The organism is Pantoea sp. SO10, assembly GCF_005281435.1.
GTDB classification, from domain to species: Bacteria; Pseudomonadota; Gammaproteobacteria; order Enterobacterales; family Enterobacteriaceae; genus Pantoea; species Pantoea leporis.
This window is the reverse complement of sequence record NZ_CP040095.1, coordinates 1301889-1326548: the sequence shown is the minus strand read 5'-3', so window position 1 is coordinate 1326548 and position 24660 is coordinate 1301889. Positions and strand designations below refer to the sequence as shown.

Sequence of the window (24660 nt, the reverse complement as noted above, 5' to 3'; positions counted from 1 at the left end):
AGGGCGCGAGTTTAGCAGCTTTCCGCGCAGACAGCATCCATAAAAAAAGGAGCCGCACTGGGCTCCTTTTTGTCAGGTCCGCAGGGTTGCGGTCCCTAATCGATCAACTGCGCTTCTTCTCGATGCGCTGAACCGGCTCTTTCGCCAGCAGTGAAACCAGCGCCGGTCCCACCAACATCACCACGCCGAGGAGACCAATCAGCAGGTTGTTGTGGATAAAGCGGGAGATCAGGAACAGCGTTAACATCGCTGCGCCAAAGTAGTAAGTGGTGGTCACCTCTTCGAGGGAATCACCCATTCTACGTAAACGGGCACTACGCTGCATGACCAGCATGGTAATGAATACCACCGCATAAGCTGCCACCAGGGTACTGCTCACTTCAACCAGCGCCCTATGTTTCCAGCCCCAAACCAGTGCGGCAATCACCAACAGGTGCATTGCAATGTGCAAACAAGTTTGTCCGGTAACAATCTGAACACGATTAGACCATTTCATTCTCTTCTCCTGGCAGACCCAACAGGTCGCCCAAGTGTATCTGGCTGGAGGCCAGACGAACGTCCTCAATGTAAAGCAAATTTCGGATTACGCCCTAATTTTCTGCCCTTAACACCATCCATTTGTGACAAAGACTACACTTTGTGCTGTTGATGATGAAAAGGAGCGCGTCGAAGTATGCCACAAAATACGCAAGGATTTTCATTTAAAGTCCTGACGATCAATACCCACAAGGGTTTCACCAGCTTTAATCGCCGCTTTATCCTGCCGGAATTGCGTGACGCTGTTCGCGCCACGTCGGCGGATATCGTCTTCCTGCAAGAGGTAATGGGTACCCACGCCATCCATTCGCTGCACATTGAAAACTGGCCGGAAACCTCCCATTACGAATTTCTGGCCGATACCATGTGGAACGATTTCGCCTATGGCCGCAACGCGGTTTATCCCGAGGGACATCACGGGAACGCGATATTGTCACGCTTTCCCATCGTTGAATATGAAAACCGCGATATTTCCGTCGCCGGAAGTGAAAAACGCGGCATGTTGCACTGCCAAATCCGCCTGCCGGATCGGGCGGAACCGCTGCATGTGTTTTGCGTACATCTCGGTCTGAAGGAGAAACATCGCCAGGCACAGATGAAGATGATGTGCGACTTTATCGATACGCTGCCGCCCGATGCGCCTTTGGTGGTAGCCGGTGATTTCAATGACTGGCAGGTCAGCGCCAATCGCTTTCTCAAACGCGCGGTGGGCTTAGAGGAAGTGTTCAGCATCAAAACCGGCCGCCCTGCCCGCACCTTCCCGGCGCGTTTTCCGCTGTTACGGCTAGATCGTATCTACATCCGCAACGCTACGGTGAGTAAGCCGTGGGCGCTGCCGGTTAAACCCTGGTCTCACCTGTCCGATCATGCGCCGTTAGCGGTGGAGATTTTCCTATGAGTTTCAATTGGCGCGACGGTAATCAGCTCCGTCTGTTAGAAAATGGTGACCAGTTTTTCCCGCGCGTATCAGGCGCGATCCAACGCGCCGAGCGCACGCTACTGCTGGAAACCTTCATCCTGTTTGAGGACGAAGTCGGCAACGATCTGCACGAACAGCTGCTCAAGGCGGCGCAGCGCGGGGTCAAAGTCGAGGTGATGGTCGATGGCTACGGCTCGCCAGATCTCTCCGACCGATTTGTGGATAGCCTGACGGCCGCGGGCGTGCGCTTTATCTATTACGATCCGCGTCCGCTGGTGCTCGGCATGCGCACTAATGTGTTTCGTCGCCTGCACCGCAAGATTGTGGTGATCGATGAACAGATCGCCTTTGTCGGCGGCATCAACTTCTCCGCTGAACATAACATCGATTTCGGTGCAGAGGCCAAACAGGATTATGCCGTGGAGGTGAAAGGCCCGGTGGTGCTGGATATTGCCCAATACGTGCAGCAACAAATGGGCAGCGAACAGCACACGCGGCGCTGGTGGGGTGCGCGTTCCCATCGCCCGGCGGTCAACGCCATGCCCGGTGAAGCGCAGGTGTTGTTTGTCTACCGCGATAACGACGAACACCGCGACGACATCGAACAGCACTATCTCGCCATGCTGCGCAAGGCACAGAAGGATGTGATTATTGCCAACGCCTACTTCTTTCCCGGCTATCGTCTGCTGCGCGAAATGCGCAGCGCGGCACAGCGCGGCGTGCGCGTCAGGCTGATTGTGCAGGGCGAGCCCGATATGCCGATCGTCAAAGTCGGTGCCGAGTTGCTGTACAACTATCTGGTCGATGGCGGTGTGGAAGTGTATGAATATTGCCGCCGCCCGCTGCACGGCAAAATTGCGGTGCAGGATCAGCAGTGGTCCACCGTCGGCTCCAGCAACCTCGATCCACTGAGTTTATCCCTCAATCTGGAAGCCAATTTGATGGTGCACGATCGCGCTTTCAACCAGACGCTGCGCGACAATCTGGAACTGCTGATTCAGCAGGACTGCGTGCGCGTGGAGGATGACAAGCTGCCGCCGCGCAACTGGTGGCAGCTCACCAAGGGCGTAATTGTGTTCCACTTTTTACGTCACTTCCCGGCTATTGCCGGATGGTTGCCTGCGCACACGCCACACTTGTCGCAAGTTGCTCCCCCCGTACAACCCGAAATGGAAACTCAGGATCGGGTTGAAGCCGATAATTCAGGAGCAAAATCCTAATGTCGAAAAAGAATCCGCGCTGGCAACTGGCGAAGAAGATCCTCACCTGGCTGTTTTTTATTGCGGTGATTGTGCTGCTGGTGGTGTATGCGCGCAAGGTGAACTGGGAAGACGTCTATACGGTGATCGTCGGCTATAACCGCTATGTGGTGCTAAGCGCTGCTGCACTGGTGGTGGTGAGTTATCTGACCTATGGCTTGTACGACCTGATTGGACGAGCCTACTGCGGCCATAAGCTGGCAAAGCGTCAGGTGATGCTGGTGTCGTTTATCTGTTATGCCTTCAACCTGACGCTCAGCACCTGGGTTGGCGGCGTGGCGATGCGCTATCGGCTCTACTCAAGACTCGGTTTGCCGGGCAATACCATTACGCGCATTTTCTCGCTGAGCATCGCCACCAACTGGCTCGGCTATATTCTGCTGGCCGGCGTGGTGTTTGCGGCGGGCATGGTGCCGATTCCCTCCGGTTGGTTCATTGGTGAAACCACGCTGCGCATCATTGGCGCGGTGCTGCTGGTGATGGTGGCGGTCTATTTGTGGGCTTGCGCCTTCGCGAAGAAGCGCCGCTGGACGGTTAAAGGCCAGCATCTGCAGCTGCCTTCGCTGCGCATGGCGCTGTTCCAGTTTGCGGTCTCCTGCGCCAACTGGATGGTGATGGGCATGATTATCTGGCTGCTGCTGGCGCGTCAGGTGGATTATCCGATTGTGTTAGGCGTGTTGCTGATCAGCAGTATCGCCGGTGTGATCATTCACATCCCGGCCGGGATTGGCGTGCTGGAAGCGGTATTTTTGGCGCTGCTCAGTGGGCAACACGCCTCGCACGGCACCATTATTGCAGCGCTGCTGGCTTACCGCGTGCTCTATTTTATTCTGCCGCTGTTGGTGGCGCTGGTGCTCTATTTGTGGCTGGAGAGCCGCGCGAAGCATTTACGGCAGAAGAATGAGCAGAAGATGGAGAAATCGGTATCGCGGTGAGTTTGTGCGGAGTTCCCCTCTCCCGCAGGCGGGAAAGGGGACAGTCTGGTGCGGGATTTAGCGGCGGTTGCCGAAGATGCGCAGCAGCATCAGGAACAGGTTGATGAAGTCGAGATACAGCGTTAACGCACCCATGATTGAGGCGCGACGCAGGTTCTCTTTGTCATTGACGTTGATATTCTCGCCAATCGCCTTCAGCCTCTGCGTGTCATAGGCGGTTAAGCCAACAAACACCACCACGCCGATATAGGTAATCGCCCACATCAGCGCCGGACTTTTCAGCCAGAAGTTCACCAGTGACGCCAGCAAAATACCGATCAGCGCCATAAACAGCAGGCTGCCAAAACGGCTCAGGTCGCGCTTAGTGGTGTAACCGTAGAAGCTCATGGCACCGAACATCCCGGCCGTCACGAAGAAGGTGCTGGCGATGGATGAGTAGGTGTAAACGAGGAAAATACTCGCCATGGTTAATCCGGTTAGCGCCGAATAGAGCATAAACAGTGCGGTGGCGACCGCGCCGCTCAGGCGATGCACCATGCCAGACAACACAAACACCAGCGCTAACTGCGCGATGATCAAGCCAAAGAAAGTGATGCGGTTAGCAAACACCAGTTCCATTACTGCAGGTGTGCGGGCAGCAAACCACGAAACAAACGCGGTCAGCAGCAAGCCGCAGGTCATCCAACCATATACCTGCGCCATGTAGGTCTGCAGCGAGGTGGATGCCTGCTGCACGATTGAATCATTACGTGGATATCGATCCATGAAGCGCCTCATTAGCGGTTACGTTAACAAACTCTGTAAGTGTGGAGTGTACACCCGTTTGCGTCAACGGCGCGTCAAGCACTGTTGATAGCGGCCATTTACGCGCTGAGCAAACCACGCGGTGGTGAGATTGCGGGTGATTTTCGGGCTCTCCAGCTTGATGCCCGGCAGCATTTCGCGCGGCAGACGTTTTCCGGCCATCTTATCGGCGAGGATAAAGGTCTGCTTCCACAGCGTGCTTTTGGCAAAATCTTCAGTGTCGCCCTTCTCCAGATCGCGGCGGATTTCACGATTGCTCATATCCAGCTGCTTGCTCAGGCTGCGCACCGCCAGTTCGGTGGAACCGGCCTGATCGCTGCCATAGACGATGAGGTCGCCGTCCAGTGCCAGCTTGATGCCGCTGGCGCGCGCGATGGCCGCCTGAAATGCGGCGTTGCGGCTGGCGTACCAACCGGCGTTGAAGTCGGCGAAGCGATATAGCGGCTGGCTGTAATCGGCCGGGTAGCCAAGCAGATGCAGCGTGCCGAAGTAGATACCACCGCGACGAGTGAAGACTTCACGACGAATCGAGCCGTCAACCGCATACGGATAGCCTTTGGCGTGCGCTTCCGCAAACGCAATGCTGACCTGCATCGGCCCGCCGGTATGAATTGGGTTGAGGTTGCCAAACAGCTTTTGCCCCATCGGCACCATATCGATTAAATCATCAAAAATGGCGCTCAGCTCTTTCTCGCTGCGCACCTTATCCAGACGTGCGGCATAGCTTTCGCCATTCGGTGATTTGATCAGCAGTGCGGTGCGCACCAGAAATGCCGGCACATGCACTTTGGCGGCGCGGCGATCAATCTCGCCCCAGGCGATTTTCGGTAAGCCCGGCACCACCGCATCGGCGCTGAAGTTAGACTCCTGATCGGTAACGGCAATCACCGCGCAGAGGTTGCTGACGCTGGCATCAATTTGCTGCACGCGGAACGCGGTATAGATATCGTCGGCCCAGGCGGATTTCTGTTTAACGTCGCTGGGCAACAACTGCTGGATTTGGCTTTTTACATCGGCGGGCTGACGCGCGGGCGCCTGCGGCTCTTTTTTCGTGCTACAACCGGCCAGCACCAGCGCAGCCAGCAAAGCTGCGCCTTTCATCATCTTGCTCGTGTTCATCCTGCTCCCTGACGCCAACAAAAACCGTACCTTAACGTTTTCAGTGGCCTGCCGCTATCGGAGCGGGAGGATTTTGCGCGCTAGCTCCAGCGTTCAGCGGCCTGATGATCGCTATCACGGGCATCAACCCAGCGGTCGCCTGTGGCGGTGGCTTCACGCTTCCAGAACGGCGCGCGGGTTTTCAGGTAATCCATGATGAATTCGGTGGCGGCGAATGCGCTGCCGCGATGCGCGCTGCTGACGCCAACAAACACGATCTCATCGCCAGGAAACAGTTCGCCAACGCGATGGATCACCGTGACCTGCTGCAGCGCCCAGCGCTGACGCGCGTCTTCTACGATCTCCCCCAGCGCTTTTTCCGTCATGCCGGGATAGTGCTCCAGCGTCAAGGCCGCCACGCTGGCACCGAGATTGTGATTGCGCACTTTGCCGGTGAAGGTGACGACCGCGCCATCGCTGTCATGGGCGGCGAGTTTTTCGTACTCCTCGCCGACGTTGAACGGCTCTGAACCCACACGAATCCGCGTTTCCATCATCAGCCTCCGGTGACCGGCGGGAAAAAGGCCACTTCATCACCCGCACGCAGCGGATGACTCATCGGCACCAGCGTTTGGTTTACCGCCGCCAGCAGCTTGCCGGATTCCAGCGCCAGCGCCCAGCGATCGCCCTTCTCTGCTAACGCCGCGCGCAGCGTGGCGACATCGGCGTAGTCAGGCTGCAAATCCAGTGAAGCGGTGCCGGTTAATTCCCGCACCTGAGCAAAAAACAGCACCTTAATCATGGCTCACCGCCCTGAAGTCGCCGGATTTGCCGCCGCTTTTAGTCAGCAAACGCAGTTGGTCGATGACAATGTCTTTTTGCACCGCTTTGCACATGTCATAGATGGTCAGCGCTGCAACGGACGCCGCCGTCAACGCTTCCATCTCGACGCCGGTTTTACCGGTGAGACGACAGAGTGTGGTGACGCGCACGCGATTATGCTGCGGTTCCGCCAGCAAGGTAACCTCCACTTTGCTCAGCATCAGCGGATGACAGAGCGGAATCAGTTCCCAGGTGCGTTTTGCCGCCTGAATACCGGCGATGCGCGCGGTGGCGAACACGTCACCTTTGTGATGGCTGCCGTCAATAATCATCTGCAGCGTTTCGGCGCTCATCAGCACCAGCGCTTCGGCCTGCGCTTCGCGCACCGTTTCGGTTTTGCCTGAGACATCCACCATGTGGGCTTCGCCTGCGGCATTGATATGAGTTAACGATGACATGCTTACAACTTCTTCAAATGTGAGACGAAATTACACGGACGCGTACGCGCATCCAGCTGATCTTCGATAATGCGCTCCCAGGCGCTGCGGCAGGCGTTGGTCGATCCCGGCACGGCAAAAATCAGCGTCTGATTGGCTAATCCAGCCACCGCGCGCGACTGCAGCGTCGAGCTGCCGATCTCTTCATAGGAGATCATGCGGAACAGCTCGCCAAAGCCTTCGATTTCGCGGTCCAGTAGCGGCAGCAACGCTTCTGGCGTGCTGTTTTTGCTATTGAAACCGGTGCCGCCGTTAACGATCACCACTTGCACATCGTCGCTGGCAATCCAGCGCGATACCGTGGCGCGAATGCGATAGCGGTTATCTGGCACAATCGCGCGATCAACCACCTGATGCCCGGCTTCCGCCAGCGCTTCACGCAGATAATCGCCCGATGTGTCATTGCTGGCATCGCGGCTATCCGAGACGGTCATCACCGCCACATTTAAGGCGACAAATTCGCCGGAAGGTTTACCCATGGCCGTAACTCCTGTGTTTAGCCACCAATAAAGGAGAGATTTTGCGTGATGCCGGTGTTGCCCTGATGCAGGAAATGCGTCTGCTTTTTCTGTCCAAGGCTGTGCGCAATGCGCGCCTGCAACTCGTCTTGCTGATCGTCAGAGGCCAGCAGATCGCGCAGCGACACGCCGCCGTCACCAAACAGGCACAGATGCAGATTGCCCAGCGCCGAGACGCGCAGGCGGTTGCAGCTGGCACAGAAATCTTTCTCGTACGGCATGATCAGGCCGACTTCGCCCTGATAATCGGGATGACGGAACACCTGCGCCGGACCGTCGCTGCGGCCGCGCGACTGGCGTTGCCAGCCTTGCAGGATCAGCTGATCGCGGATTACTTCACCGGAGATGTGATGACGGCGGAACAGATCGCTGCCTTCACCGGTTTCCATCAGTTCGATAAAGCGCAGTTGAATCGGTCGCAGGCGCAGCCACTCGAGGAAGGTGCTGAGGCTGTGGCTGTTCACATCGCGCATCAGCACGCTGTTGACTTTCACTTTCTCGAAACCGGCATCAAAGGCGGCGTCGATTCCCGCCATCACCTCGGCAAATTTGTCCTGGCCGGTAATGGCGTAAAACTGGCGTGCGTCGAGGCTATCCACGCTGACGTTGATATGGGTGAGACCGGCAGCGCGCCAGGCATGTACGTCACGCGCCATGCGATAGCCGTTGGTGGTCATCGCGATCTGGCGAATGGCGGCGTTTTCACGCACTGCAGCGATGATGTCGGTGAAATCACGCCGCATGGAGGGTTCGCCGCCCGTCAGGCGCACTTTTTCCGTGCCCGCCGCCGCAAAGGCACGCGTCACGCGACGAATCTCATCCAGCGAGAGAAAACTTTTATTGTGCGTACCGTTCGGCTTATAGCCGTTCGGCAAACAGTAGGTACAACGGAAGTTACACACATCCGTGACCGACAGGCGCAGATAGTAAAAGCTGCGCGCATAGGCATCTGTAAATTGTGGCACCTGAACACCTTTCCAAAGTCGGGAGATGCAGTCATTTCTTTCTGCACCCTGGCAGCTCAAGGCTGCGGCCTGGCTTCCATATCTATAGCGACTTAGGAAACCAGGCTTGGGAGTTTGTTGTCATTATGGACAACACGGTTAAAACGAATGGTAGCGCGATTAACGGTTAGCATCCATGAGTGATTTTCGCTATATATCTTGATGCATAACGTTTTTTCACCGCATTTTCGCGACAGGATACGGTAAAATGCACCACAGATATTGATGCACATCAGTTCAACTACGCCTCAACGCGAGGACGTCAGTGACAAAGGAGAAACATGAATCGAACCCTGGCAGATTTGGATCGCGTAGTGGCATTAGGTGGCGGACACGGTTTGGGCCGCGTGATGTCGGCGCTGGCACCGTTAGGTTCGCGCCTGACCGGCATCGTCACCACCACCGATAACGGCGGATCCACCGGCCGCATTCGCCGCTCGGAAGGCGGCATTGCGTGGGGCGATATGCGTAACTGCATCAATCAGTTGATCACCGAACCGAGCGTCGCCACCGCGATGTTTGAGTATCGCTTCACCGGCAATGGCGAGCTGGCCGGGCATAATCTGGGCAACCTGATGCTGAAGGCGCTTGATCATCTCAGCGTGCGCCCGCTGGAAGCCATCAACATCATCCGCAATCTGCTCAAGGTCGATGCGTTTCTGATCCCGATGTCGGAACAGCCGGTCGATCTGGTGGCGCAGGATGGCGAAGGCAATATGGTGTACGGCGAAACGGCAATTGATGAGATGAAGCAGCCGCCCGAAGAGTTGATGTTACATCCGAATGTGTTGCCAACCCGTGAAGCCATCGAGGCGATTGGCGAAGCGGATTTGATTCTGATTGGCCCCGGCAGCTTCTACACCAGCCTGATGCCGATTCTGCTGATGGAAGAGATGGCGCGCGCGCTGCGCCGTACGCCTGCCACCATGGTGTTTATCGGCAATCTGGGCCGCGAACTGAGCCCAGCGGCGGCTAGCCTGAATGTGGCCGATAAGTTGGCAATTATGGAGAAAGGAATTGGCAAGCGGGTGATTGATGCGGTGGTGGTGAGTCCAGCCGCCGATATTCGCGGCGTGGAAGAGCGTTTAATCATTCGTGAACCGCTGGAGGCCGCCGACATCAAATATCGCCATGACCGCCAGCTACTGCGCATCGCGCTGGAACACGCGATTCAGGCCGTTTAATTTCCAGGTGCGCATGAATGCGCACCCTACGAAAACCGCGCTGAATTCCTGTAGGGTCGTCATTCATGGCGACCTGGATACCACAATCAGGAAGCCGCAATAAACAGCTCGCGCAGTTGATGCAACTGATCGCGCACGCTGGCAGCCTCTTCAAACTCCAGATTCTGCGCGTGCTGCTGCATCTGCCCTTCCAGCTCGTGAATCTTCTTCTGCATCGCTTGCGGCGTAAGCGCCATATAGTTGGCTTCCGCTTCTGCTGCGGTGCGTGAGGCGGTTTTGCCTTTACCACGCGTTTTCACTACGTTTTTGCCGAGCTCAAGAATATCGGTGATCTTCTTGTTGAGCCCTTGCGGCGTAATGCCATTCTCTTCGTTGTATTTCTGCTGCTTCTCACGACGACGCTCGGTTTCGCCCATCGCGCGCTCCATCGACGGCGTGATTTTATCGGCGTAGAGAATCGCCCGGCCATTGATGTTACGCGCGGCGCGACCAATGGTCTGAATCAGTGAACGCTCCGAACGTAGGAAGCCCTCTTTATCGGCATCGAGAATCGCCACCAGCGACACTTCCGGCATATCCAGACCTTCTCGCAGCAAGTTGATGCCAACCAGCACATCAAATTCGCCAAGACGTAAATCGCGGATGATCTCCATACGTTCCACAGTATCGATATCCGAGTGCAGATAGCGCACCTTCTCGCCGTGCTCCACCAGGTATTCGGTAAGATCTTCCGCCATACGCTTGGTCAGCACAGTCACCAATACGCGCTCGTTAATCTCAACACGCTTGCGGATTTCCGACAGTAAATCGTCGACCTGCGTCGCCACCGGCCGCACTTCCAGAATCGGATCCAGCAGGCCGGTTGGACGCACCAGTTGATCGATCACTTCACCACCCGATTTTTCCAGCTCGTAGTTGCCCGGCGTGGCCGACACGTAAATGGTTTGCGGAGCGGCTGCTTCAAACTCTTCAAACTTCATCGGACGGTTATCCAGCGCCGACGGCAGGCGGAAACCGTACTCCACCAGCGTCTCTTTACGCGCGCGGTCACCACGATACATGCCGCCAATCTGCGGAATGGTGACATGCGATTCGTCAACCACCAGCAAGCCATCCGCCGGTAAATAGTCGAACAAGGTCGGCGGCGGCTCGCCCGGTCCGCGCCCGGAGAGATAGCGCGAGTAGTTTTCGATGCCGGAGCAGTAACCCAACTCGTTCATCATCTCGAGATCGAACTGCGTACGCTGGGAAATACGCTGCTCTTCCAGCAGCTTATTGTTCTCCAGCAGCACTTTGCGGCGCACCACCAGCTCATCTTTGATCTCTTCCATCGCCTTAAGAATGCGCTCACGCGGCGTCACATAGTGCGTTTTCGGATAGACGGTAAAGCGCGGGATCACCGAATCAATCTGCCCGGTGAGCGGATCAAACAGCGACAGCCGCTCAACTTCTTCATCAAACAGCTCAATACGCAGCGCAATGTCGTCCGATTCCGCCGGGAACACATCAATCACTTCGCCGCGCACGCGGAAGGTGCCGCGCTGGAAGGCCTGATCGTTGCGGCTGTACTGCAGCTCCGCCAGACGACGCAGAATGCTGCGCTGATCGATAATCATGCCGCGCGTCAGATGCAGCATCATTTTCAGGTAGAGATCGGGATCGCCCAAACCGTAGATCGCCGAAACCGATGCGACTACGATGACATCACGGCGCTCCAGCAGCGCTTTGGTCGCCGACAGACGCATCTGCTCAATGTGCTCATTCACCGAGGCATCTTTTTCGATAAAGGTGTCAGAACTCGGCACATAGGCTTCAGGCTGATAGTAATCGTAATATGAGACGAAAAACTCCACCGCGTTATCCGGGAAGAACTCCTTCATCTCCCCGTAGAGCTGCGCCGCCAGGGTTTTATTTGGCGCCAGCACCATCGTCGGGCGGTTGAGGTCGGCAATCACATTCGCCACGGTAAAGGTTTTACCTGAGCCGGTCACGCCCAACAGCGTTTGATGCGCGAGTCCATCTTCCAGTCCCTCTTCGAGACGGCGAATCGCCTCAGGTTGATCCCCTGAAGGCTTGAAAGCGGAGTTGAGTTTAAAGACTTTGCTCATGTTTTAGCGGTTCCAGCAGATGAAGTCGGCGGGCAGGCTGCTAATTCTACTCTGCTATGGCGAATTTGCCAGAAAAAAATACTGGACATAATCACAGTAACCTTGCACGATAATGGTACCTGACGGCGATTCTCTTCAGTGCAATTTAAGCGGCAGGCGGCAAGTTGTTGTTGCGCAATGTTATCCCCAGGCGGAGGATGCTTTTAACATTTGTCAATAGAGTGTCATTAAATTGCAGTCCGATGACAAGGCAGATAATTCGCATGCTTGATTTTAACTAACCTGCTGTTTTAATTCACTTTGACTCAAAAGCCCAGTTTCTCATCATAATGTAGTAAGGCCGCGAATTTACTCGCTTCCACACGGTTTTCAGTCGCTAATGCACAAGGTTATCCACAGTAATGGTGGATAAGTGAATCCAGCCCCGAGCCCATCGGCTGTGTATAATTTTCTCCCGCCCATTCTTAATCGTGAAAAAAAATTTTTTCGCATTTATTTTTCCCGCCGTGCGTGTCGCATTCCCCCCCTTTTTCCCGGTTTACCTTCCCGTGCCCGGCGTAAAGTCAGGCGTTAAGGCCATTTATTTCTCCGGTTATTGCCTTACGAACGATCAAATGCACCAGAAACGTTAAGCAGTCAGCACCGTCAAAGTGCAGTCGGTTTATCACCGCTGGCAATTGTTAAGCGTTTCTCAACTTTTAGCGGCTGATTTGTCAGGTTTCCGCCGCAGTTGCGCCTGAATTCCTAACCTGGCCTGGGAATTGCAGTGTTAGCACTATGGAGTGACGAGTCCATATCGGCGCTTGCCGACGACAGCGGTGTCCATCAATCGTGCACGACTGTATGCCAGACGACACAGAGCGGGAGCATTCAGGCTAATAATCTGGAAGGAGTATGTCAGATGCTGAGTTTACGTTCGGTGAATCAGTTTTACGGTCAAAATCACATTCTGTGGGATGTCGATCTCGATCTGCCGCCGGGCACCTGTACCGGCGTGCTGGGCAGTCCCGGCATGGGCAAAACCACGTTGGTGAACTGCATTATGGGCCGCCTGCCAATTAACAGTGGCTCAATGACCTGGCAGGAAGATGGCGCGCCGCCGGAAGATTTACTGTTGCAACCGGCCGAACTGCGCGCGCGCACCGGCATTGGTTATGTGCCGCAAGGACGGCATATTTTCTCGCAAATGAGCGTGGAGGATAACCTGCTGATCGCCCTGATGGCGGCACAGGACGATCGTAGCCGTGCCATTCCGGAAATGGTGTTCGACCTGTTCCCGGCACTCTATTCATTGCGCCATCAGCGCAGCGGCGAGTTGCCAATGGAACAGCAGCAACATTTGGCCCTGGCGCGTGCGCTGGTGCTGCAACCCAAGCTGGTGATTCTGGATGAGCCGACAGAGGGGATGTCGCCGTGGCTGGAAGAGGAGATGGGCAATCTGATTCGTCGGTTAAACCGTGAGTATGGTTTAACCATTCTGCTGCTGGAGCAGCACGTCTCGTTTGTCCGCCGCGTCGCCGATTATTTCCTGCTGCTGCATCGCGGACGCAATGTGGCGCACGGCAAAGTGGCGCAGTTGGATGATTTGACGGTGAATAAGTGGCTGACCGCAAGGTGAAGAGGTAGCCAGGTCGCCGTGAATGGCGACCCGGGTTATTTATTGCGGCAACGTCAAAAAACGCCCGCACTCGGCCTGCTGCGCCTGCTCGCGTAGGTGCGGAATCTCACCGAGGAGCGGCGCATCAATGCGCTGACGCAGCGTATCCATGTATTCCTGATGACGTTTGCCGGGCGGCTGAATATCATTGGCAATCCAGCCCGCAAGGCGTAATCCGCGCGCTTTAATCGCTTCGGCGGTGAGCATGGCATGATTGATGCAGCCTAACTTCACACCCACCACCAGAATCACCGGCAGCTGCTCGGCTTCCACCCAATCGGCGTAAGTTTTCGTCTCCGACAGCGGCGTAAACCACCCGCCTGCGCCTTCGACTAACACCCATTCTGCCTGCTGCTCCAGCGCGCGCAAGCCCGCTGACAGCGTGGCAAAGCTAATCGGCCTGCCCTCTTCCGCGCTGATGATATGCGGCGAGGTCGGCTCGACAAACGCCAGCGGGTTCACCTGCTCGTAGCTTAACGACAAGGTGCTGTAGCGTTGCAACGCCAGCGCGTCGCTGTTGCGAATGCCTTGCGGCGTGATTTCGCAGCCGGATGCCACCGGCTTATAGCCTGCGGTGCGTAAACCGGCGGCGCTTGCCGCCTGCAGCAGCGCGCCGCTGGCCACGGTTTTGCCCACTTCGGTATCGGTTCCGGTAATAAACCAGCGTGTCATTTGCTTAAAACTCCATACATCAGGTGATAACTCAGGCGATAACCGGACTCGTCCTGCGGCCAGCGCTGCTCAAGCTGTGCCAGTTGGGAACGCGTTAGCACGCTGGCGCCGCGTCCATCGTGCAGGTGCGTGGCCCCAATGCCTTTCAGCGAGCGCATAGCGCTGAGCGCGCTGGGAAAATGCAGGGTGATAACCTGCTGCTGCACGGCGATCGGCAACGTCGCGGTGGCCGCATGAAACTGCGCAGCGCTGAGGAAACGGTTGGCGTGCCGGCGACCATCCCGCTGCGCCCACGCGTGATGCACTTCGTGCAGCGAACCGTCGAGCAGCGTGGAAAACAGCACCGTGCCGCCCGGCCGCGTGACGCGCAAAAACTGCTGCAGCGCAGTATGCAAGTCGCTGCTCCACTGCACCGCCAGATTGCTCCACACGCCGTCAACGCTGGCGTCCGGCAGCGGCACCGCATCGATATCGCCCAACAGATAGTGCTGCGCCGATTGCTGATCGCGCGCGGTTTGCAGCATGTTGGGCGACAGATCGAGCGCCGTCAGCGTGCGCCCGCGATCGCGCCAGTAGCGGCTATACCAGCCGGTACCGCACCCGGCATCCAGCAGGTGCGGACCAAAACCAGCGGGCGCCAGCGCCAGCAGCGCATCGCCGCTCAGCCGCTGTAACTGCGCGTGCTGCTCGTAATGCGCAGCCGCACGACCAAAAGCCTGCGCCACGGCCTGTTTGTTAACCTGCAGCGTCATACAGCGCCTCCAGCAGACGATCAATGTCATCGGTGTGATGTGCAGCGGTAAGCGTGATGCGTAGCCGAGCTGTGCCCGGCGGCACGGTTGGTGGCCGAATCGCACTGACCCAACAGCCGGCCTGCGCCAGCCGCTGCGACAACGCCATTGCCGCGCTGTTTTCGCCAACGATCAGCGGCTGGATGGCGCTCGCAGAATCGACCAGCTGCCACGGCAAATCCGCCGCAGCGGCGCGGAAACGCGCAATGTGGCTGTGCAGTTTTTCGCGCAGCGCATCACCTTGCTGAATCTGCCGCAGTGCCGCCAGCAGCGCATAGCACTGCGCCGGTGGCATCGCGGTGGAGTAGATCAGATGGCGGGAAAACTGCTCGACGTAATCAGCGGTGGCGTCATCGCACAGCAGCGCCGCGCCGCTGACGCCAAACCCTTTGCCGAAGGTAACGATCAGCAGTTCCGGTTTGACCTGCTGCTGCCAGCAGCTGCCGCGCCCTTGCGCGCCAGTCACGCCGATACCGTGCGCATCATCCACCAGCAGCCAGCCGTTGCCGCGCCGCGTCTCTGCGGCGATCTTTGTTAGCGGAGCGCTGTCGCCGTCCATGCTGAACACGCCTTCGGTCACCACCAGCGTGCCGCCTTCCGACGGTGTTGCCAGCAGCTTCGCCAGGCTTTCCGGCTGATTGTGGGCAAAACGGCGCAGGCTCGCCGGGCTGTGGCTGGCGGCATCCAGCAGTGAAGCGTGCGCCAGCTTATCGGCGAAGATGCGATCCTGCTTTTCCGCCAGCAGATGGATCACCGCCTGATTGGCGGCAAACCCCGAAATGAACAGCAGCGCGCGCGAATAGCCCAGCCAGTCAGCCAGTTCCTCCTCGAGCTGCGCATGGTGGCGGCTGTAGCCGGTCACATGCCCGGATGCACCCGCGCCAGCACCCGTCTCGGCCGCGCCCTGCTGCCACGCGGCAATCACCGCCGGATGCTGGCTCAAGCCAAGATAGTCGTTGCTGGAAAAGTGACGATAACGCTGCCCCTCCAGCGTAATTTCCCGCACGCTGTTGTGCTCAACGCGACGCCGTAAACGCCAGCCATCCGCGGCGCGCCGCGCCGTCAGCGCCTCGTCGATACGTTGTGACCAGCCCATTTACACAGCCGCGTTGTAGAACTGCGCGGTATCCGCGTGCAGCAGCTGCTCGCTGAGCTGATGCTGCTGCTCATTGTCACCCGCCGTTGTCGCGGTGTGCTCCGGATTCAGGCCCAGTTTGCGGAACAGAATCAGATCCTTGTCCTCTTCCGGATTTGGCGTGGTAAGCAGTTTGCAGCCGTAGAAGATCGAGTTAGCGCCGGCCATAAAGCACATCGCCTGCGTTTGCTCGCTCATCTGCTCGCGTCCGGCAGAAAGACGCACGTGCGACGAGGGCATCATGATGCGCGCCACCGCGATGGTGCGGATGAAGTCGAAGGGTTCAACATCGTCGTTATCGGCCAGCGGCGTGCCTTTGACCTTCACCAACATGTTGATCGGTACGCTTTCGGGCGGCGTCGGCAGATTCGCCAGCTGCACCAGTAAGCCCGCACGATCTTTCACCGTTTCACCCAGACCCACAATGCCGCCGGAACACACCTTGATGCCCGCGCCGCGCACTTTATCCAGCGTATCCAGACGTTCCTGATAGCTACGCGTGGTGATGATGTTGCCGTAAAACTCTGGCGAGGTGTCGAGGTTGTGATTGTAGAAATCCAGTCCCGCTTCGGCGAGGCGCTGCGCCTGGTCGCCATCCAGCGTGCCAAGCGTCATGCAGGTTTCCATGCCCATCGCTTTCACGCCCTGCACCATCTGCTGAAGGTAAGGCATGTCGCGCTCGTGCGGGTTTTTCCACGCGGCGCCCATGCAGAAACGGCTCGATCCCGCCGCTTTGGCTTTGCGCGCCGACTCCAGCACCGCGTCCACTTCCATCAGACGTTCCGATTCCAGCCCGGTTTTGTAACGCGCGCTCTGCGGACAGTATTTACAGTCTTCCGGACAGGCGCCGGTTTTGATTGATAGCAGCGTGCTGACCTGCACCTGCCGTGGATCGAAATGTTGACGATGCACTTGCTGCGCTTCAAACATCAACTCAAGGAAAGGTTTATCGAAAAGTGCCTGAGCTTGTGCCAGTGTCCAGCGGTTTGCCATTGCTTACTCCAGAAAAAGGGGGTTCATCCCGACGATTAACGTGGTTATACTTGTAAACTAAATCTTTTTAAAATGGTTTACAACTCACATGTTCACTCAGGATGACCTCAACTTTGACCGTCAGCATATCTGGCATCCCTACACGTCGATGCGCGATCCCCTGCCCTGTTATCCGGTTGTGGCGGCGCACGGCTGCCAGCTGCAGTTGGCCGATGGACGTGAACTGGTGGACGGCATGTCGTCGTGGTGGGCGGCAATCCACGGCTACAACCATCCGCGTCTCAATCAGGCGCTGCAGCAGCAAATAACGCAGATGTCGCATGTGATGTTTGGCGGCATCACCCATCCGGCGGCGGTGGAACTGAGCCGCGAGCTGGTTGCCATGACGCCTGATGCGCTGGAGTGCGTGTTCCTCGCCGATTCGGGTTCGATCGCCGTCGAAGTGTCGATGAAAATGGCGCTGCAATACTGGCTGGGACGCAACCAAACGCGACAGAAATTCCTTACGCTGAAGCGCGGCTATCACGGTGATACCTTTGCCGCGATGTCGGTGTGCGATCCGGAAAATTCGATGCACAGCCTGTGGCGCGGCTATCTGCCGGAACATCTGTTCGCCAACGCGCCGCAGTGCGCTTTTGATGACGCGTGGAACGAGGCCGATTTCGCCGATTTTGCGCAGCTGGTGGAAATCCACCATCGGGAGATTGCGGCGGTGATTCTGGAGCCGATTGTGCAAGGCGCAGGCGGGATGCGTTTCTACCATCCGCGCTATCTGCAGCAGGTGCGCGAGCTGTGCGATCGCTACGGTTTGCTGCTGATTGCCGATGAGATCGCCACCGGATTTGGCCGCAGCGGCAAGCTGTTTGCCTGCGACCATGCGGGTATCACGCCGGACATTCTCTGCCTGGGCAAAGCGCTGACCGGCGGCACCATGACGCTCTCCGCCACGCTGACCACGCGTGAGGTCGCGGATACCATCAGCCGCAGCGCAGCGGGCTGCTTTATGCACGGCCCTACTTTTATGGGCAATCCGCTGGCCTGCGCGGTGGCGGTGGAAAGTCTGAAGATGATCAATGAAGGCGGATGGATAACGCAGGTGGCGCACATCGAACAGCAGCTGCGCACCGAGCTGCTGCCGCTGCGCCGTCATCACGCGGTGGCCGATGCGCGCGTACTGGGTGCGATTGGCGTGATCGAAACCCATCAGGCCGTGAACATGGCGGCGCTGCAGCACTTCTTCGTTGAACGCGGCGTGTGGATTCGTCCATTTGGGCGCTTGCTGTACCTGATGCCACCTTATCTGATTTCTGCCGCCGAACTGACGAAACTAACGCAAGCGGTCGGTGCGGCACTGGATGTTGCGGCGCATTTCCACCATGATTGAGGGTTCTGCACAACCATAAAAGGAGCGATCATGCGCGTAGTTAGCCAGGATTTTAACGACGGCGATAAGATGCCAGAGCGACACGTTTTCAATGGCATGGGTTACCAGGGCGACAATCTGTCACCGCATCTGGCGTGGGATGATGTACCGGCAGGCACAAAAAGCTTTGTTGTCACCTGCTACGATCCTGACGCGCCTACCGGTTCCGGCTGGTGGCATTGGGTGGTAGCGAACATTCCGGCTGAAGTTACCGTGTTGCCGCAGGGTGCCGGTTCCGGCGTGGCGGACTTGCCGGAGAGCGCCATTCAGACGCGTACCGATTTTGGCCAAACCGGCTACGGCGGCGCAGCGCCACCGCAGGGCGAATCCCATCGCTACATCTTTACAGTGCATGCGCTGGATACGGATAAAATTGACGTGGATGAAGGCGCGAGCGGCGCGATGGTTGGCTTTAATGTGCATTTCCATGCGCTGGCCAGTGCGTCGATTACGGTGAAGTACGCGTAACAGCTCAGAATCGCGCTGTTAGGAAATATGCCTGCCTGTTTGATCAGGCAGGCATTTTATTTATCCCAACGGGTGGATAACCACCCACATTGGGCCTTGTCCTACCGCGTAACGCGCCAGCGGATTAAGCAGACCGCGTTCCTGAATCTTATACACTTCGATGTGGTGCGATTTCTGTCCCGCCGCTACCAGATATTGACCGCTGTGATCAATATTGAAGCCGCGCGGCTGGGTTTCAGTTGGCTGGTAGCCTTCAATCGCCAGCACCGAGCCATCTTCACTGATGCTGAACACCGTAATGGTGCTGCTGGTACGGTCGCAGGCATAGAGGAAACGGCCATCCGGCGTGATGTGGATGTCCGCCGCCCAGCGCGTGTCGCTGAAATCTTTCGGCATCATATCAAGGCTCTGCACGCGCTCAACCTGGCCGTGCACATTGTTCAGCGCCCAGACATCCACGGTGCTATCCAACTCGTTCACCACGTAGCCATATGCGCCGTTCGGATGGAAGGCCATGTGACGCGGACCGGCACCTTCAACGGTGGTGACCTGCGCTTGTTCGCGCGGAGCCAGAGTGCCGTCTGCGTTCAGTTGATACAGGCAGATGCGGTCCTGCTTCAGTGCCGGTACAAACAGCGTTTGGTTATTCAGATCGATATTGGCCGAGTGGCAACCGTCTAACCCGCTGATCACCTGAACTGGCGCTTGCGGCAAACCATCGCTGCCAATCGGGCTGATGCTGACGCAGGCATCGTTGTACGAACCGCAGAACAGATAATTGCCCTGACGATCGGTGGAGATGTGGGTTGGGCTGCCCGGCAGCGGTGCTTCACCGGCGAGGCTCAGCGTGCCGTCGGCCGCAATGCGAAACGCCAGCACGCGAAAATTCGGACGCACACCGACATAGAGAAAATCTTTCTTCGGGCTCACCACCATCGGCTGCACCTGGCCGGCAACATCTGTTACCTGCAATAACGTCAGTGCGCCATCTTCCTGCAACTGCCAGGCATGAATCTGCTGGCTCTCGGGACTGGCGGTATACACGACTTGTTTCATGCGTTTTCCTTATTCGCTGCCTGATGAAAGGGATAACTGTAGCGCGTTTCATTTTGTCGCGCTGGATTCATTTGTGCCCTGTTTTTTGTCTCAGGGCCGCTGCCGGGTGTAGACTCAATGCTTTGCCAACTCCCGGACGGAAAGTGTAATGAGCTACCGCGTAATCGCCCTTGACCTCGACGGCACCCTGCTGACCCCGAACAAAACCATCTTGCCTGAATCCATCGAAGCGCTGGCCCGCGCGCAACAGGCGGGCGTGAAAGTTTTGATCGTCACCGGTCGCCACCACTGCGCTATCCACCCTTTTTATCAGGCACTTAAGCTGGATACACCCGCAATTTGCTGTAATGGCACCTATTTGTATGATTATCCCGCGAAACAGGTGCTGGCCGCCGATCCGCTGGATAAAAGCAGAGCCGCGCGGGTGATTGAGATGCTGAATGAAGAGAATATCCACGGTCTGCTGTATGTCGATGATGCGATGCTGTACCAAACGCCAACCGGCCATGTGACGCGTACGCTTAACTGGGCGCAATCGTTGCCGGAAGCGCAGCGTCCGCTGTTCCTGCAGGTGCCAAGCCTGGCGCAGGCGGCGATTGAGGCTGATTCGATCTGGAAATTCGCGCTGTCGCATCCCGACACGCGCGCGCTGCAGCAGTTTGCCGAACGCACCGAAGCCGAACTCGGTCTGGCGTGTGAATGGTCGTGGCACGATCAGGTAGATATCGCCAAAGGCGGCAACAGCAAAGGCAAGCGTCTGGCGCAGTGGGTTGAGAGTCAGGGCTTTAGCATGCAAGACGTGCTGGCGTTTGGCGACAACTACAACGATCTCAGCATGCTGGAACAGGTGGGATTAGGCGTGGCGATGGGCAATGCCGATGACGCCATCAAAGCGCGCGCCAAAAAGGTGATTGGCACCAATCTGGAACCGGGCATCGCCGAAGTGATCTATCAAGAGGTTCTGTAACCGTAAAATGTAGTGGCGCAATTCATGGCGCGGATTTTTCTCACACCGCGCAATGAATCCATTTACGCTGCTATCGACACGCTCTTGATCTGCGCATACAGCCACTGATCCGGTCGAATGCCCAGCTCATCGCGCGCCCACGGCGAAATGCGTGCCCACAGTTCGCTGATGCCAATGCGCAGCTTCACTTCCACCTGATCGTCAATCTCCAGCAGCTCAACCACCTGTGCCGGCAGAATATTGCGGATCGAGGTGTTATGCGGCGGCTGCAATGCCAGCGACACATCGGCTGAGGCGATGCGAATACGCAGCGGTGTTTTCAGCGGCTGATTCACCCGGCTCACCCAAATATGCTGATCGCCAAGCGACAGCGCGGTCATCGGGTAATCAGGATGCTGCTCCAGCACCTGCACGCGCAGCACGCTGGTGCGCTCGGCGAGCGGCAGCCACGGACGCATCGCCGAACTGCTCCACACTTTTTCCAGCGGACCAAAGGCTTTCACCTGGCCGGCATCCAGCACCAGCACGTTATCCGCCAGCTGCAGGATTTCATCGAGGCTGTGCGATACGTAAAGAATGGGAATATCGACCTGCTTCGCCAGCTTTTGCAGATAGGGCATCAGCTCACGTTTGCGCGGCAGATCGAGCGACGCCAGCGGCTCATCCATCAGCAGAATATCGGGCGCCGTCAGCAACGCGCGGCCAATCGCCACGCGCTGTTTTTCACCGCCCGAAAGCGACGCAGGAAAACGCGTCAGTAGCGATTCTAAACCCAGCAGCGCCACCAGCGCGTTGAACTGCGACTTCATTGAGGCCGCCATGCCGTATTGCAGATTGCCGCGCACGCGATAATGTGGAAACAGCCGCGCGTCCTGAAATACATAGCCGATGCGGCGCTTTTCCGGCGGCAAATTCACGCGCGTGGCCGAATCGAACAGCAGGCGATCGTTTAACTCAATACGTCCGCTCTGCGGCTGGGTTAATCCGCCAATCGCGTTAATCAACGAGGTTTTGCCCGCACCCGACACGCCGAAAATGGCGGTAATGCCGCTGGCGGGAATATTGACGTTAACGTCGAGCAGGTGATCGCCCAACTGCTGAGAAAGTTGCAGATTGAGCATTATGCCGCTCCCAGCCGTTTACGGCCCCAACGCGCCAGCAGCTCCGACGCCACCAGCGACATCAGCGCTAACGCTATCGCCACCGCACAGAGGCGCGCGGCGGTGCCTTCCGCGCCCGGCGTTTCAATCAGGGTAAACATCGCCGACGGAATGGTGCGCGTCTCGCCGGGAATGTTGGATACAAACGTGATGGTGGCGCCAAATTCGCCCAGCGAACGGGCAAAGGCCAGCACCGTGCCGACAATAATGCCCGGCAAGGTGAGCGGAAGCGTAATGGTGAAAAATACGCGCCTGCGCCCGGCACCCAGCGTGCGTGCGGCCAGCTCCAGTTTGGTATCCACCGCTTCCAGCGCAAGACGAATTGCACGCACCATCAGCGGAAACGCCATCACCGCCGAAGCGATCACCGCGCCGCGCCAGCTAAAAGCAAAGGTGAAACCGAACCAGTCATACAGCCATTCGCCAATAAAACCGCGCCGGCCTAAGGCGATCAGCAGCAGATAACCGACCACCACCGGCGGCAGCACCAGCGGCAGGTGGACGATGCTGTCCAACAGAGTTTTGCCCGGAAAGCGGCAGCGCGCCAGAATCCAGGCCATCAGGATGCCAAACGGCAAGCTGCATATCACAGCTACACAGGACACTTTCAGGCTGAGAAAAACGGCCTGCCATTCGGGATCGCTCAATATCATTTCTTCGGCGTGAATCCATACTGTTTAAACACGGCAGCGGCATCCGGCCCCTGCAAATAGTTGTAGAAGGCTTTCACCGTTGCGTTCTGATGTTCTTTGACAATCGCCATCGGATATTCCACTGGCTTGTGGCTATCTTCCGGGAATCGTCCTACGACCTGCACTTTTTGACTGGCCACCGCGTCCGAACCATACACGATGCCGTACGGCGTTTCGTTACGCTCAACCAGTGCCAGCGCGGCGCGCACGTTGTTGGCTGGCGCCAGCTGCGGGGATAAAGCGTCCCACGCGCCGAGTTTTTGTAATGCTTCTTTGGCATAAATGCCGGCCGGCACGTGATCCGGATCGCCCACCGCCAGACGCTCGCCTTTCAGCAGGCGTTTCCAGTCGGTTTTGCTATCAATAGTGACCGCTTTAGCCGCGTCGCTTTTCGGTGCAATCAGCACTAAATCATTGCCAAGCAGCGTATAGCGCGTGCTGCTCACCACGCTGTTTTTTGCCACCACATCGTCCATCCACTGCTGATCGGCAGAGATGAACAGATCGGCCGGTGCGCCCTGATCGATCTGGCGCGCCAGCACCGAAGAAGAGGCAAAAGAGGATACCACTTCTACACCGCTTTTCTTCTGGTACTGCGTCGCAATCTCCTGCAGCGCATTGGTCAGCGATGCCGCTGCAAACACGGTGATTTTCTCTGCGGCCGCGGCATGACCGGCCAATGAAACGCTTAAAACGGTTGCAGCAGCCCAACGGTACTTGATGGTTCGCATTTGTTGCTCCTTTTTACGTTATATATTTGATAATACAACGTACGCGCAAATGCGTCATGAGCTTTATATCGGCAGGATTTTACGGAAGTTCAGAAACAAAACGCCCGCAGGAAGCGGGCGTTGAGAAATTAGTGTTGTGAGCTGTTAACAGGACGATCATCGCGGCGGCCAAATTTTGAGATGACGTTGAAAACTTCACCCAGGCCGTAAATCAAACCGAGCATAATCGCCATCACAATCGGCACCATGATGATAGCCACAGCCAGGCTTTTTAACAGTTCCAGCATGGAAACCTCACGCAGAAAATAAAAAAGTGATTGTAACGGTTAGCGAAAAAAACGCACTGCCCTTTTCGTGCTTTTACTTTTAAGCAGTAAACTGAGCGGATTAACCTAAGGAGCTGACATGCAGGCAGAACTTTCTCTCCATATTCGTCTTCAGCAGAAGCTGTTTGCCGATCCGCGTCGCATCGAATTACTGAAACGCGTGCAGCAAACCGGCTCTATCAGCCAGGGCGCGAAACTGGCGGGCATCAGTTATAAAAGTGCCTGGGATGCGATCAATGAGATGAATCAGCTGGCCGACAAAACGCTGGTGGATCGCGCCACCGGCGGTAAAGGCGGCGGCGGCGCGCAGCTGACGCGTTATGGCGAGCGGCTGATTCAGCTGTTCCAGTTGATGGAGCAGATCCAACAAAAGGCTTTCGATGTGCTGCAAAACGACAGCTTGCCGCTCGACAGTTTGCTGGCGGCGATTGCGCGTTTCTCGCTGCAAACCAGCGCGCGCAATCAGCTGTTTGGTACGGTGCTGGCCAGCGATCATCAGCAGGTGCAGCAGCACCTTGAGGTGCTGCTCGCCGATGGCGTAACGCGCCTGCAGGTGGCGATCACCGCACGCAGTGCCGAACGCTTGCAGCTCGACAGCGGCAAAGAGGTGCTGGTGCTGATTAAAGCACCGTGGATTCACGTCAGTCACGCCGCCGCCAGCAGCGACAATCAACTGGCTGCGCAGATCAGCGCAATTGAGCCCGGCGATCAGGTTAGCGAAGTATTGATGGCGTTGCCGAGTGGCGAAACGCTGTGCGCGACCGTCACCAATGAGGCGGTGAAACAGCAGAATCTGCAGGTTGGTGCCAGCGTCACCGCCAGTTTTAATGCCGAACACGCCATCATCGCCACACTGCTCTGAAATCCACGCCATGATTTGACTTCGTCTGCATCGCTGGCTAAA

The 24660-nt window shown here is 57.2% G+C and carries 27 protein-coding genes and 1 riboswitch; of the genes, 9 read left to right on the top strand and 18 right to left on the bottom strand.

Going from position 1 to position 24660, the window contains the following annotated elements; translation table 11 throughout:
- Positions 1 to 103: 103 nt before the first annotated feature.
- Positions 104 to 496 (bottom strand): YbhQ family protein, encoded by a 393-nt coding sequence (locus tag FCN45_RS06145; RefSeq protein ID WP_101763168.1) that lies wholly within the window; start codon positions 494 to 496, stop codon positions 104 to 106.
- Between the two features lie 177 nt (positions 497 to 673).
- Here FCN45_RS06145 and FCN45_RS06140 point away from each other — a divergent pair, with 177 nt between their 5' ends.
- Genes FCN45_RS06140 through FCN45_RS06130 form a run of 3 tightly spaced genes read left to right on the top strand, consistent with a single transcriptional unit; the run spans position 674 to position 3650 of the window.
- On the top strand, positions 674 to 1435 hold the full coding sequence (locus tag FCN45_RS06140) for an endonuclease/exonuclease/phosphatase family protein (RefSeq protein WP_101763169.1): 762 nt from the start codon (positions 674 to 676) through the stop codon (positions 1433 to 1435).
- Positions 1432 to 2676: a cardiolipin synthase ClsB gene (gene clsB / locus FCN45_RS06135; protein WP_137385413.1), complete on the top strand. Its 1245-nt coding sequence runs from the start codon at positions 1432 to 1434 to the stop codon at positions 2674 to 2676. The genes FCN45_RS06140 and clsB overlap by 4 nt, the downstream gene beginning before the upstream one ends.
- Positions 2676 to 3650: a lysylphosphatidylglycerol synthase domain-containing protein gene (locus FCN45_RS06130; RefSeq protein ID WP_101763171.1), complete on the top strand. Its 975-nt coding sequence runs from the start codon at positions 2676 to 2678 to the stop codon at positions 3648 to 3650. The genes clsB and FCN45_RS06130 overlap by 1 nt, the downstream gene beginning before the upstream one ends.
- 57 nt (positions 3651 to 3707) lie before the next feature.
- On the opposite strand, the gene FCN45_RS06125 is transcribed toward FCN45_RS06130, so the two are convergent.
- From FCN45_RS06125 to moaA, 7 genes are all read right to left on the bottom strand, one after another.
- On the bottom strand, positions 3708 to 4415 hold the full coding sequence (locus FCN45_RS06125; RefSeq protein ID WP_101763172.1) for a Bax inhibitor-1/YccA family protein: 708 nt from the start codon (positions 4413 to 4415) through the stop codon (positions 3708 to 3710).
- A gap of 63 nt (positions 4416 to 4478) precedes the next feature.
- On the bottom strand, positions 4479 to 5573 hold the full coding sequence (locus FCN45_RS06120; protein WP_137385412.1) for a DUF1615 domain-containing protein: 1095 nt from the start codon (positions 5571 to 5573) through the stop codon (positions 4479 to 4481).
- 80 nt (positions 5574 to 5653) lie between these two features.
- Complete coding sequence (moaE, locus tag FCN45_RS06115) at positions 5654 to 6106, bottom strand: molybdopterin synthase catalytic subunit MoaE (RefSeq protein WP_137386858.1); 453 nt, start codon at positions 6104 to 6106, stop codon at positions 5654 to 5656.
- Positions 6107 to 6108: 2 nt separating this feature from the next.
- Positions 6109 to 6354 (bottom strand): molybdopterin synthase sulfur carrier subunit, encoded by a 246-nt coding sequence (gene moaD / locus FCN45_RS06110; protein WP_101763175.1) that lies wholly within the window; start codon positions 6352 to 6354, stop codon positions 6109 to 6111.
- The gene (moaC, locus tag FCN45_RS06105) at positions 6347 to 6832 is read right to left on the bottom strand and encodes a cyclic pyranopterin monophosphate synthase MoaC (protein WP_137385411.1); all 486 of its coding nucleotides are present in this window, start codon (positions 6830 to 6832) and stop codon (positions 6347 to 6349) included. The genes moaD and moaC overlap by 8 nt, the downstream gene beginning before the upstream one ends.
- A 2-nt stretch (positions 6833 to 6834) precedes the next feature.
- Positions 6835 to 7350: a molybdenum cofactor biosynthesis protein B gene (gene moaB / locus FCN45_RS06100; protein WP_101763177.1), complete on the bottom strand. Its 516-nt coding sequence runs from the start codon at positions 7348 to 7350 to the stop codon at positions 6835 to 6837.
- 17 nt (positions 7351 to 7367) lie between these two features.
- Positions 7368 to 8354, bottom strand: coding sequence for a GTP 3',8-cyclase MoaA (gene moaA, locus FCN45_RS06095; RefSeq protein WP_137385410.1), 987 nt, complete (start codon positions 8352 to 8354; stop codon positions 7368 to 7370).
- Positions 8344 to 8479, bottom strand: a riboswitch (molybdenum cofactor riboswitch). It overlaps the preceding gene by 11 nt.
- Before the next feature lie 195 nt (positions 8480 to 8674).
- On the opposite strand from moaA, the gene yvcK reads away from it, so the two are divergent.
- Positions 8675 to 9577: a uridine diphosphate-N-acetylglucosamine-binding protein YvcK gene (yvcK, locus tag FCN45_RS06090; protein ID WP_137385409.1), complete on the top strand. Its 903-nt coding sequence runs from the start codon at positions 8675 to 8677 to the stop codon at positions 9575 to 9577.
- A gap of 86 nt (positions 9578 to 9663) precedes the next feature.
- Here the strand turns inward: yvcK and uvrB are convergent, their stop codons facing one another.
- A complete protein-coding gene (gene uvrB, locus FCN45_RS06085; protein WP_101763180.1) occupies positions 9664 to 11685 on the bottom strand; it encodes an excinuclease ABC subunit UvrB in 2022 nt (673 codons plus the stop codon).
- A gap of 901 nt (positions 11686 to 12586) precedes the next feature.
- Between uvrB and FCN45_RS06080 the strand changes: the two genes are divergently transcribed.
- Complete coding sequence (locus FCN45_RS06080) at positions 12587 to 13303, top strand: ABC transporter ATP-binding protein (RefSeq protein WP_110865765.1); 717 nt, start codon at positions 12587 to 12589, stop codon at positions 13301 to 13303.
- A 39-nt stretch (positions 13304 to 13342) separates the two neighbouring features.
- Here FCN45_RS06080 and bioD read toward each other — a convergent pair whose 3' ends face one another.
- Genes bioD through bioB form a run of 4 tightly spaced genes read right to left on the bottom strand, consistent with a single transcriptional unit; the run spans position 13343 to position 16933 of the window.
- On the bottom strand, positions 13343 to 14014 hold the full coding sequence (gene bioD, locus FCN45_RS06075) for a dethiobiotin synthase (RefSeq protein ID WP_137385408.1): 672 nt from the start codon (positions 14012 to 14014) through the stop codon (positions 13343 to 13345).
- On the bottom strand, positions 14011 to 14766 hold the full coding sequence (gene bioC / locus FCN45_RS06070; RefSeq protein WP_137385407.1) for a malonyl-ACP O-methyltransferase BioC: 756 nt from the start codon (positions 14764 to 14766) through the stop codon (positions 14011 to 14013). Before bioC ends, bioD begins: the two co-directional genes overlap by 4 nt.
- The gene (gene bioF / locus FCN45_RS06065; RefSeq protein ID WP_137385406.1) at positions 14750 to 15901 is read right to left on the bottom strand and encodes an 8-amino-7-oxononanoate synthase; all 1152 of its coding nucleotides are present in this window, start codon (positions 15899 to 15901) and stop codon (positions 14750 to 14752) included. Before bioF ends, bioC begins: the two co-directional genes overlap by 17 nt.
- Positions 15902 to 16933, bottom strand: coding sequence for a biotin synthase BioB (gene bioB / locus FCN45_RS06060; RefSeq protein ID WP_137385405.1), 1032 nt, complete (start codon positions 16931 to 16933; stop codon positions 15902 to 15904).
- A gap of 88 nt (positions 16934 to 17021) precedes the next feature.
- Between bioB and bioA the strand changes: the two genes are divergently transcribed.
- Complete coding sequence (bioA, locus tag FCN45_RS06055) at positions 17022 to 18317, top strand: adenosylmethionine--8-amino-7-oxononanoate transaminase (protein ID WP_137385404.1); 1296 nt, start codon at positions 17022 to 17024, stop codon at positions 18315 to 18317.
- A gap of 30 nt (positions 18318 to 18347) precedes the next feature.
- Positions 18348 to 18824 (top strand): kinase inhibitor, encoded by a 477-nt coding sequence (locus tag FCN45_RS06050; RefSeq protein ID WP_137385403.1) that lies wholly within the window; start codon positions 18348 to 18350, stop codon positions 18822 to 18824.
- A 60-nt stretch (positions 18825 to 18884) separates the two neighbouring features.
- Here FCN45_RS06050 and pgl read toward each other — a convergent pair whose 3' ends face one another.
- Positions 18885 to 19880, bottom strand: a complete 996-nt coding sequence (gene pgl / locus FCN45_RS06045) for a 6-phosphogluconolactonase (RefSeq protein WP_137385402.1) — start codon at positions 19878 to 19880, stop codon at positions 18885 to 18887.
- 148 nt (positions 19881 to 20028) lie between these two features.
- On the opposite strand from pgl, the gene FCN45_RS06040 reads away from it, so the two are divergent.
- The gene (locus FCN45_RS06040; RefSeq protein ID WP_137385401.1) at positions 20029 to 20847 is read left to right on the top strand and encodes a pyridoxal phosphatase; all 819 of its coding nucleotides are present in this window, start codon (positions 20029 to 20031) and stop codon (positions 20845 to 20847) included.
- A gap of 62 nt (positions 20848 to 20909) precedes the next feature.
- On the opposite strand, the gene modC is transcribed toward FCN45_RS06040, so the two are convergent.
- The 4 genes from modC to FCN45_RS06020 form a co-directional block, all read right to left on the bottom strand.
- A complete protein-coding gene (gene modC, locus FCN45_RS06035; RefSeq protein WP_137385400.1) occupies positions 20910 to 21968 on the bottom strand; it encodes a molybdenum ABC transporter ATP-binding protein ModC in 1059 nt (352 codons plus the stop codon).
- Entirely contained in the window at positions 21968 to 22660 is a 693-nt protein-coding gene (gene modB, locus FCN45_RS06030) for a molybdate ABC transporter permease subunit (protein ID WP_137385399.1), read from the bottom strand. Before modB ends, modC begins: the two co-directional genes overlap by 1 nt.
- Positions 22657 to 23430 carry a molybdate ABC transporter substrate-binding protein gene (gene modA, locus FCN45_RS06025; protein WP_137385398.1) on the bottom strand — a complete coding sequence of 258 codons (774 nt, stop codon included), beginning with the start codon at positions 23428 to 23430 and terminating at the stop codon, positions 22657 to 22659. Before modA ends, modB begins: the two co-directional genes overlap by 4 nt.
- 128 nt (positions 23431 to 23558) lie before the next feature.
- A complete protein-coding gene (locus tag FCN45_RS06020; RefSeq protein ID WP_137385397.1) occupies positions 23559 to 23717 on the bottom strand; it encodes an AcrZ family multidrug efflux pump-associated protein in 159 nt (52 codons plus the stop codon).
- A gap of 118 nt (positions 23718 to 23835) precedes the next feature.
- On the opposite strand from FCN45_RS06020, the gene modE reads away from it, so the two are divergent.
- The gene (gene modE / locus FCN45_RS06015; RefSeq protein ID WP_137385396.1) at positions 23836 to 24618 is read left to right on the top strand and encodes a molybdenum-dependent transcriptional regulator; all 783 of its coding nucleotides are present in this window, start codon (positions 23836 to 23838) and stop codon (positions 24616 to 24618) included.
- The last annotated feature ends 42 nt before the right edge of the window (positions 24619 to 24660 follow it).